This window comes from Proteiniphilum sp. (assembly GCF_040307845.1).
Classification (GTDB): domain Bacteria; phylum Bacteroidota; class Bacteroidia; order Bacteroidales; family Dysgonomonadaceae; genus Proteiniphilum.
In genome coordinates, this window is sequence record NZ_JAWRIS010000026.1 from 1 (window position 1) to 9,355 (window position 9,355).

Sequence of the window (9,355 nt, forward strand, 5' to 3'; positions counted from 1 at the left end):
GGCAACTACGTGGCGGCTTGCCCGCAGGAGTTGCTCCTTCTTCGAGCCCAATACCTGCAGATACCAGTCAATCAGGTTTGAATCCCGGCTTTCCAATGTCTGGCTGTCCGGTGTCTGGACCGCCTGAAGGCTGATGCAGTCCTTGTTGTCGATATCGACCAGTCCGATTCCAAGTATTTCCAGTCCACGCTTGGACTGCCCCGCGGCACCCGACCAGAAGTAACTGGTCCATGGGGTATGCTTTCCCGATTTGGATATGAAACTGGAATCGACGGCTATCGCCTTTCGATTCCCGGTCAGCATGCGTTCGGAGAGGGACAGGTTAAACCCGCACCAGTCAAAATCCTTCGAGAAGTCTGGCGGAAACGTTGTTCATACGATCAGCCATATCTTCCCAACTGAAGAAAGTTGATTCTTCCGGGAATGACCATATATAAAATCAGTATCTCCATCAGGAATGTTTTGAAACTTTTGTGTAACTTCGTTGTCAGTTCACCAAGGACATCATTACAGACACCTCTATATTGGTCAAGTACGCTGAGTCTTTTCACTTCTTTAATAGTCTTTGATCAGCTATAAAGATACTGAAAATCAGTGGATTGACCTACTTTTTCATGTTAAACTTTGTCCATATATATCTGTATATTAATTAGTTATTAAATATTTACCGAAGTATTGTTACAAGAAAAGCAATTATTTACGAAATATGAAATCTCAGTTTTGTTTCAAAATTTGTTTTCAAAAAATGATAAGAAGATGAACCTATAACAAATTTAATAACAATTTAAAATTCCAACAACAATGAGAAAATTAACAAGAAAAAGTTTAGACGAATTGGCAAAAACGTTGCCGGTAATTGATGAAACGTTTCAAATGATCTATGTAGGTGGTGGGAATGGAACATCAGCAAGCCCTTATACCCAATCAGAGTATGAAATAATTCTACCATTTCTTGTCAATTCGCTGTAAAGTATTCCTAACTTCATCATTAATTGCTGTAATTGCAAGTTTAATGATTTGGCTTTAACTGACCGGCCTATTACCCTTTGACTCACTTGATCCCATGTATCGGGACTGACTTCGAGTTTACTATTGAACTGGCAACGCTTTCCGTCTATAGTGACACGGACAATGCTGGAAGCCAATCCGTTTCTTTTGACATCATTTCTTTTGATGTAAAACAAGATGTTGAATGTACTTTTCATAAAGTTTTCAATTTTAGTGATGAATAATATATCGACTAAAAGTAGATGAAACATCATGAAAATGAAAAATTTGAATTATAACATTGGATATACAAGAAAAACATATTAAGTTTGCAACTGCAATAGGGGTGGAATTTCAACCCCTAACGCAATTATTTACTTAATAAAATGGCAGAACAATATAAATACTTAGACTCTTTTATTGATGTGCAAAGGGCTAATGGGAAGTATAGCTTCACCACAGAGAACCTTCATGACCAATTGGATGTTTCGGAAAACGCTTTAAAAAAATCATTACAACGACTAAAAAATCAAAGAGAAGTCGTGTTGATTCGACGCGGGTTTTACGTGATTGTTCCTCCGGAATATAGAGCTAAGGGCATTATTCCAACGAGCCTTTACGTAAACGACCTGATGAAATTCCTAAATAGGGATTATTATGTAGGTCTATTAAATGCTGCTGCCTATCACAGTGCAGCCCATCAACAACCCCAAAGCTATTCTATCATTACCAAAGGTATTACTTTAAGACCCATTAGAAATCATAAAGTCAATATCGCTTTTTATATAAAAAAAGAGTGGGACAAGAAGGATATTATAAAGAAAAAGGTAGATAGTGGATATATCAATATATCGTCTCCGGAATTAACAGCATTAGACTTAGTCAATTATTATAAAGAAGCAGGTGGCTTTAACCGGGTAGCTACTATTATAGAAGAATTGAAAGAAGCAATGCAAGCAGACATATTAATCGAAACTGCTAGAAAATATGAAGAAGTCGCAGTTGTTCAGCGCTTGGGCTATATCTTAGAATACGTTTTAGAAGAGTATGAATTAAGTAATGAATTGTACATCTATCTTGAATCTATAAACTATTATCCAACTTTATTACGTCCCCAAAGAAAGAAATCGGAGAATATGATAACCGGAAACAGATGGAAAATTGTGCCTAACGTAGAAATAGAAACAGATATATGATACCAAAATCATACATAACAGCATGGCAAAAGCAAGCACCCTGGCAGGAAAATTATCAGGTGGAGCAAGACTTAATCATACAACGTACCCTGATTACATTGTTCAACGATGAATTTATCCGGGAACGTTTGGCTTTTCGCGGAGGGACAGCTTTGCATAAATTATTCTTAGCACCCGCAGTAAGATATTCGGAAGACATTGATTTAGTCCAGATAAAAGCAGCACCATTCGGAGCAATTATAGACAAAATCAGGGAGCAGCTTTTATTTTTGGGAAAACCTCGTATTAAGCAGAAAGAGCATAATTATACAATTGTATATAGTATCCAGTCGGAAGAAGATGTCCCCATTAAAATAAAAATAGAGGTTAATACCAGAGAACATTTTTCGATTTATGGGTTACAAAATGTTCCAATAAAGTTAGAATCTGAGTGGGAAAATGGAGAAGCATTAATCCCTACCTATAGATTGGATGAATTGTTAGCGACTAAGCTTCGAGCTTTATACCAACGCAAAAAAGGACGTGATTTGTTTGATTTATGGTATGCCTTAAACAACGCACATGTCGATGTAGAGAAGGTCATTGAAGCGTTCAAATTCTATATGAAAGAAGAAGGAAATCAAGTAGTTCAAAAGGAGTTTCTTGAAAATATGGAAAAGAAAATCGAAGATGATGATTTTATAAGAGATATGAACGGATTGCTGAGAAGTGGGATTGAATATGATATAAACGACGCGTACGAATTTGTAAAAAAAGAAATCTTAGAAAAAATATAAAGTACCGCGAGGGATTATAAAAGTTACTGATAGAAAAGGAATTTTCAGTATCGATTTAGTACCCCAAAAGGGGTACAAATCTAAGGAGATAAATTGGATTTTAACAGAATAAAAAAATACACACAGCTGTTTATCAGATAGTTAACAATTTACAGATCAAGGGTTCGAGCCCTTTTGCGACTAAAAATAAAAACCCTGATAATCGATTGACTACCAGGGTTTTTATTTACGAGTGATCCGCCTGGGGTTCGAACCCAGGACCCCATCCTTAAAAGGGATGTGCTCTACCTGCTGAGCTAGCGAATCGACCTAAGTGCTTTCTTGCAAAAGCGAGTGCAAAGATAAAATCTTTATTTTAATTATGCAACCTTAAAAGCCATAAAAAACCGGATTTTCTGCACTGTCACGGCTAAACCACTAAGATCGAAAAGGTTCCACTTGAAAACTTTTTTTGCACACCTTTCCACTTTATCACCTTTCCACTTCATCACTTTCCTCAATACCGATAGTGCTCCGCCTTATAAGGACCTTCTACCGGCACACCAATATAACCGGCCTGTTTCTGCGTAAGGGTGGTCAGCTTCACTCCTATCCTTTCGAGATGGAGCCTGGCCACTTCTTCATCCAGATACTTCGGCAAGCGATATACACCCACCTCGTAATTATTCTTCCAGAGGTCGATCTGTGCCAGTGTCTGGTTGGTAAAAGAATTACTCATCACGAACGAAGGGTGCCCTGTTGCACATCCCAGGTTCACAAGACGACCTTCGGCAAGCAGGAAAATCGAATTACCGGCAGGAAAGGTATATTTATCTACCTGCGGCTTGATATTCAGGTGTTCAATTCCGGGGAAGTTCACCAGACGGTCGACCTGTATCTCGTTATCGAAATGACCGATATTGCACACGATGGCCTGATCTTTCATCTGTTGCATATGATCGATAGTGATTACATCACAGTTTCCTGTAGTAGTTACAAATATATTGCCTTCTTTAACTGCTTCCTCCATGGTGGTCACTTCAAAACCTTCCATGGCCGCCTGTAACGCACAGATAGGATCGATTTCGGTAACGATGACCCGTGCTCCGTAAGAACGCATAGAATGGGCACATCCCTTACCCACATCGCCATAACCTAACACAACAACCACCTTGCCGGCAATCATCACGTCGGTGGCCCGCTTGATACCATCTGCCAGCGATTCACGACAACCATAAAGATTATCGAACTTCGATTTGGTTACCGAATCGTTTACATTGATGGCCGGGACTAATAATTCACCTCTCTCCATCATCTGATACAAACGATGCACACCTGTGGTCGTCTCTTCGGAAATACCTCTCATTCCGGCAATCGTTCTATGCCAGCGTTGATTATCTTCTTTCAATATCCGGGCCAATGTATCCAGAATAGCCTGTTCTTCGCGATTGGATCCTTTTCTGTCGATGACAGAGGCATTATCCTCCGCCTGGTATCCCATGTGCACCAGCAACGACGCATCACCACCATCATCTACGATCAGGTTAGGTCCTTCCCCACCGGGAAAACGCAAAGCCATCTCGGTGCACCACCAGTATTCTTCCAACGTCTCGCCTTTCCAGGCAAATACGGGAATTCCCGCGGCAGCGATGGCTGCGGCGGCATGATCCTGTGTGGAGAAAATATTACAACTCGCCCAACGCACGTCGGCACCCAATTCGACCAGCGTCTCTATCAACACCGCCGTCTGAATAGTCATATGCAACGATCCCATCACTCGGGCACCTTTCAACGGTTTTTCCGAAGCATATTTTTTCCGTATTGCCATTAAACCGGGCATTTCATGCTCGGCTATATCTATTTCTTTCCTTCCGAAACCGGCCAGCGAAATATCGGCTACCTTATACTGAAGATCCGGGGAGAAAATCCTGTCCATTTTGTTCTATATTTTGATTTATCGATTTTTAAGGATGCAAAGTTACGAAATTTACGGAATGTTTCTACCTTTGATTGTATGAATTAGGATAGAATCTATTTGATAACGTAGTGATGTGATGATAAAAAAGGAAATTTACAATGATAAAGAAAACATATCTGCTGTTTTTGTTTACCCTCATTCTTTTCACGACATGTGGCCAAGGTAATCAAAAAGAATCAGCCATTACAAAAAATAAAAATGAGCTTATGAACTATAATACATTGACTCCGGAAGAAGAGAGAGTGATCATCCACAAAGGAACAGAACGTCCTTTTACGGGCGAGTATGTAAATAATAAGGTAGAAGGAACATATTACTGCAAACGATGTGATGCCCCACTCTACCGGTCGGAAGATAAATTCGATTCGGATTGCGGATGGCCCTCTTTCGACGATGAGATCGAGGGCGCCGTAAAACGTGTGCGTGATGCTGACGGGCGTCGGACCGAGATTATCTGCAATAACTGTGGAGCACATCTCGGCCATGTTTTCTTAGGTGAAGGATTTACACCTAAACAAACACGCCATTGCGTGAACTCTATATCGATGATATTCGTCCCTACAAAGAAGAAAGGGCTATCCACAGCTTATTTCGCTTCCGGATGCTTCTGGGGAACAGAATATTTCTTTATGAAAGCTCCAGGTGTGAAGCAGACCTCCGTGGGATTTATGGGTGGCCATGTGGAGCACCCGACCTACGAGCAGGTATGTCAGAAAAACACAGGACATCTGGAAACTACCGAAGTGGTCTTTGATCCCACCGAAACATCCTACGAAGAGATGGTGAAACTTTTCTTCGAAACCCACGATTTCACGCAGACTAACGGGCAAGGACCGGATATAGGCCCCCAGTACCTTTCCTGCATTTTCTATTCCGATCCTGCAGAAAAAGCGATCGCAAAGAGGTATATCGACATCTTGACTGAAAAGGGCTACAGGGTAGCCACTATGCTGAAACCGGCTTCTACTTTCTGGAAAGCAGAGGATTATCACCAGCAGTATTACGAATACAAGGGTACTACGCCCTACTGCCATAAGTATACCAAAATCTTCTGACAAAACGGATGTTTTCATAAAAATCCGCTTAATTTGAAAACAATTCAATTTTTCATGCGTTCTATTATTGTCGTTTAAATAGAATTGTTCAATTAAAAAAGAAAAAATTATGAAAGCATTACGTTTATTATCCGTATTGACACTCATCTTTGCCCTTGGAGTGGGTATGACATCATGTAATCAGGTAAAGGATGCAGACATCCAAAGCGCAGCACAAGAGCTGCTTGATGCAAATCCTGAAATGGCCGGTGTTACCGTAACCGTGCAAAATAAAGTTGCCACACTGACCGGCACTGTGAATGACGACTCTGCCCGGTCGTATGCTGAAAGCATAGTCACAGGGGTACAGAATGTCACATCGGTTGTCAACCAATTGGAAGTGGTCCCGCCCGCACCTGACTATAGCGAACTTGATGCCGCTATCAATGCTGCCTTGCCCGATGCGCTCAAAGACCACGGCACAGTAACCGCCACCGTACAAGACGGCATTATTACGCTCAACGGTGAAATCGCGGAAAGCGATCTGCCGGTATTGATGGAAAAAGTGAATGCGTTGAGCCCTACACAGGTTGTGAATAATCTAACTGTAAAATAATAAGGCTATGGCTTTAACAGACAAATACAAAGAACTACTAGACCTGGCCACATTAAACAATCTGTTGGTCAGTGAATCGGGAAATGTATTAAAAATAGAGGGTACCGTCCCTACTGCCGAAGTGAAAAACAAACTGTGGGAGATTTATAAACAAATTGATCCTCAGTTTAAAAGTAACGATTTGGTTCTAAACGTAAAAACAGCTGTTACTGACGGAGGAAAAGTCAGAGTGGTCACACAAGAGAGCCGGCTGAACATCCGCAAAGGACCCGGAACGGATCAGCCTATCGTAGGGAAAGCCCAAAAGGGTGAAATTATCACACTTATCAGTAAGACAAACGACCAGTGGTGGTTGGTTCGCGATGTAGACGGTGAAGAAGGGTACTGTTACTCACAATACCTGGAACCGGTACAGTAATGGAATGATCGTATAAGAAGCGGAGGCCGTCTCAAATTGAAGTTAACTTCAGGGAGACGGCCTCTTTTTTACAGTTTTTTTAATGACTTAACGGTATATACGGGCAATCCACCCGCCGCCCGGAGCCATCTTTATCGTTAATTTCCGATTGTCCGGAATAGTAATGGTCTCCTTCTTGTAATCTCTCGCTACCCTGTCGGCATTAACGCCATCCCTGAATATTACAGCCTTATAATCGCCTTTTCCCAGAAAAGAAAGGTCCAATTCCATATCACGGGCATCCCAGTCGGTCATGGAACCTACATACCAATCGTTTCCGCTTTTCCTCGCAATACTCACATATTGTCCCACTTTACCGTTCAGGGCCCTGGTTTCATCCCATACCGTCGGAATCGAAGCTATAAATTCTGTACATTCTTTTTCAGTCTCATAGTTGGACGGATTATCGCAAAGCATGTTCAAGGGCGACTCAAATATAATATATTGTGCCAATTGCCTGCATCTCGTCCCCTGGCTCATGGCTTCACTGTTTACAGGACGATAATTGTTTTTGGTGGCGTTACGCATCGCTCCCTGGGTATAATCCATCGGTCCCGCCACCTGACGGATAAAAGGAATAGTCACATCGTAAGTAACCTGGTCCACCGAAGGAGCCGACCATTTCATCTGTTCCAATCCATGTACTCCTTCAAAATTGATCACATTCGGATAGGTACGATGCAATCCGGTCGGTTTATAGGTGCCATGATAATCTATCAACAGTTTATATTTTGCGGCCATCTCGGCTCCACGACGATGGAAATCGACCATATACTGATCGTCACGATCCATAAAATCAACTTTGAAGCCTTTGATACCCATTTCACTATAATGCTTGCATACCCTTTCCATGTCACGGTCGAAAGCGTGATATCCCGCCCAAAGGATCAGGTCTACATTTTTTGTTTTTGCATAAGCCGCTAAATCCGGCAGATCTATTTCAGGAATCACCTGAAACAAGTCGGCTTGCTTGTTCACGGCCCATCCTTCGTCCAGAATCACATACTCAATCCCATATTTGGACGCAAAATCAATATAGTATTTATAAGTTTCATTATTTATACCGGCTCTGAAATCGACATCATACAAATTCCAGTCGTTCCACCAATCCCAGGCCACTTTTCCGGGCTTCACCCAGGAAAAATCCATATCAACAGTAGGAGTCGCTAATTTATACACCATGTCATTATCCGCCAGTTCATAGTCATTCTCAGCAATAATAACCGTACGCCACGGGAACCCGGTTCCTTTATCATAGGCAGCGATATAATTCTCACGTGACTGCACGAGCATTTGCAACTCATTATGACCTCCCTGCTTTACTTCTTTGGGATAAGGGGCAAAAACACCCTTCAGCGAATTTGACCCGTCCCCGTTATAGAAATACATGCCGGGATAATTTATCAGATCGGCCTCCGTCAGGCAGATCTTTTTCCCATCACCAGTTTCTATCAAGAGAGGAGAAAATGCATACCTCCTTTTATCCCAAGCCGATAAATGGGTATAAGCATACACATTCTCAAATGAATTAAAAAATTGCTTCTCAAAACTATCTATACGATCTTCCCTTACGTAAGGAATATAGGCTTTACAATCAGAAGGGAAATTAAATACCGCCTGTTCCGATTTCACCCGGAAAGGCTTTTTGGATGTGGAGACAAAACGATATGCTATTCCATCATCATATGCCCTGAAGATAACCCGGTAATCACCTTTGAAAGTCAGTGTCAATTCATTGAAATGATCTGCAACTTCCTTTTTCTTGTAGATGATTGCCGGTATAACCTCATTTACGGTGCGGTTCGAGGCTTTTTGTAGTTTCGGATCTACTCCCCAGACAATCCCATTATCCAATTCCATCGATATGGGCGACGGTGCAATCAACACATCCGAAATATGTTTTACAGTATATTCTATCGACTGCCCGACCGATACATCTACCTGAATTTTCCCATTCGGGGAACTCAAGGTATATTGCTTTCCTGCAAAAGAATAATTCACAGAAAACAAAAAAACGAAAACGAAGATTAATTTAAATGGCTGCATCATGATAAATTATTTAAAAACAATACAAATGTAGCATCTATTCACCAATTTTACAGCATGAATAAGGAAAAAATATTTTTTATCTACCTATATATAACAATATGCAAGTCGTTTGTTTATTGTCTTTGATGGTATACGGTATATCAAAAAAGCCCCCGAAGATTTCTCTCCGGGGGCTCATTTTAAAGGATGGCGGCTACCTGCTCTCCCACAAATCATGCAGTACCATCGGCGCCATTGGGCTTAACTTCTCTGTTCGGAATGGGAAGAGGTGGATCCCCAACGC

The 9,355-nt window shown here is 41.4% G+C and carries 10 protein-coding genes, 1 tRNA gene, 1 rRNA gene and 1 pseudogene; 6 read left to right on the plus strand and 7 right to left on the minus strand.

All coding sequences use genetic code 11. The annotated features are described in order from the left end of the window. Both ABV001_RS05930 and ABV001_RS05935 read right to left on the minus strand, forming a co-directional pair. Positions 1 to 303 (minus strand): annotated as a pseudogene (locus tag ABV001_RS05930) (hypothetical protein); the annotation flags it as partial. Between the two features lie 77 nt (positions 304 to 380). After that, complete coding sequence (locus ABV001_RS05935) at positions 381 to 551, minus strand: hypothetical protein (protein ID WP_352421951.1); 171 nt, start codon at positions 549 to 551, stop codon at positions 381 to 383. 250 nt (positions 552 to 801) lie between these two features. Here ABV001_RS05935 and ABV001_RS05940 point away from each other — a divergent pair, with 250 nt between their 5' ends. Further along, on the plus strand, positions 802 to 969 hold the full coding sequence (locus tag ABV001_RS05940) for a hypothetical protein (RefSeq protein WP_352421960.1): 168 nt from the start codon (positions 802 to 804) through the stop codon (positions 967 to 969). On the opposite strand, the gene ABV001_RS05945 is transcribed toward ABV001_RS05940, so the two are convergent. Further along, positions 915 to 1,262, minus strand: a complete 348-nt coding sequence (locus tag ABV001_RS05945; RefSeq protein ID WP_352421952.1) for an Arm DNA-binding domain-containing protein — start codon at positions 1,260 to 1,262, stop codon at positions 915 to 917. The genes ABV001_RS05940 and ABV001_RS05945 overlap by 55 nt on opposite strands. A 111-nt stretch (positions 1,263 to 1,373) precedes the next feature. On the opposite strand from ABV001_RS05945, the gene ABV001_RS05950 reads away from it, so the two are divergent. Both ABV001_RS05950 and ABV001_RS05955 read left to right on the plus strand, forming a co-directional pair. Further along, entirely contained in the window at positions 1,374 to 2,183 is an 810-nt protein-coding gene (locus ABV001_RS05950) for a type IV toxin-antitoxin system AbiEi family antitoxin domain-containing protein (RefSeq protein ID WP_352421953.1), read from the plus strand. After that, positions 2,180 to 2,959: a nucleotidyl transferase AbiEii/AbiGii toxin family protein gene (locus tag ABV001_RS05955; RefSeq protein WP_352421954.1), complete on the plus strand. Its 780-nt coding sequence runs from the start codon at positions 2,180 to 2,182 to the stop codon at positions 2,957 to 2,959. Before ABV001_RS05950 ends, ABV001_RS05955 begins: the two co-directional genes overlap by 4 nt. Before the next feature lie 233 nt (positions 2,960 to 3,192). Here ABV001_RS05955 and ABV001_RS05960 read toward each other — a convergent pair. Both ABV001_RS05960 and ahcY read right to left on the minus strand, forming a co-directional pair. Continuing rightward, a tRNA-Lys gene (locus ABV001_RS05960) sits at positions 3,193 to 3,265 on the minus strand. Between the two features lie 190 nt (positions 3,266 to 3,455). Continuing rightward, on the minus strand, positions 3,456 to 4,874 hold the full coding sequence (gene ahcY / locus ABV001_RS05965; RefSeq protein WP_352421955.1) for an adenosylhomocysteinase: 1,419 nt from the start codon (positions 4,872 to 4,874) through the stop codon (positions 3,456 to 3,458). A 248-nt stretch (positions 4,875 to 5,122) separates the two neighbouring features. On the opposite strand from ahcY, the gene ABV001_RS05970 reads away from it, so the two are divergent. The 3 genes from ABV001_RS05970 to ABV001_RS05980 all read left to right on the plus strand — a co-directional run bounded on the left by ABV001_RS05970 (position 5,123) and on the right by ABV001_RS05980 (position 6,984). After that, the gene (locus ABV001_RS05970; RefSeq protein WP_352421956.1) at positions 5,123 to 5,971 is read left to right on the plus strand and encodes a bifunctional methionine sulfoxide reductase B/A protein; all 849 of its coding nucleotides are present in this window, start codon (positions 5,123 to 5,125) and stop codon (positions 5,969 to 5,971) included. Positions 5,972 to 6,080: 109 nt separating this feature from the next. Next, positions 6,081 to 6,566, plus strand: a complete 486-nt coding sequence (locus ABV001_RS05975; protein ID WP_352421957.1) for a BON domain-containing protein — start codon at positions 6,081 to 6,083, stop codon at positions 6,564 to 6,566. Positions 6,567 to 6,573: 7 nt separating this feature from the next. After that, positions 6,574 to 6,984: an SH3 domain-containing protein gene (locus ABV001_RS05980; protein ID WP_352421958.1), complete on the plus strand. Its 411-nt coding sequence runs from the start codon at positions 6,574 to 6,576 to the stop codon at positions 6,982 to 6,984. A gap of 87 nt (positions 6,985 to 7,071) precedes the next feature. Here ABV001_RS05980 and ABV001_RS05985 read toward each other — a convergent pair whose 3' ends face one another. Both ABV001_RS05985 and rrf read right to left on the minus strand, forming a co-directional pair. Further along, entirely contained in the window at positions 7,072 to 9,069 is a 1,998-nt protein-coding gene (locus ABV001_RS05985) for a retaining alpha-galactosidase (RefSeq protein ID WP_352421959.1), read from the minus strand. A 187-nt stretch (positions 9,070 to 9,256) separates the two neighbouring features. Then, a 5S ribosomal RNA gene (rrf, locus tag ABV001_RS05990) occupies positions 9,257 to 9,355 on the minus strand; the annotation flags it as partial.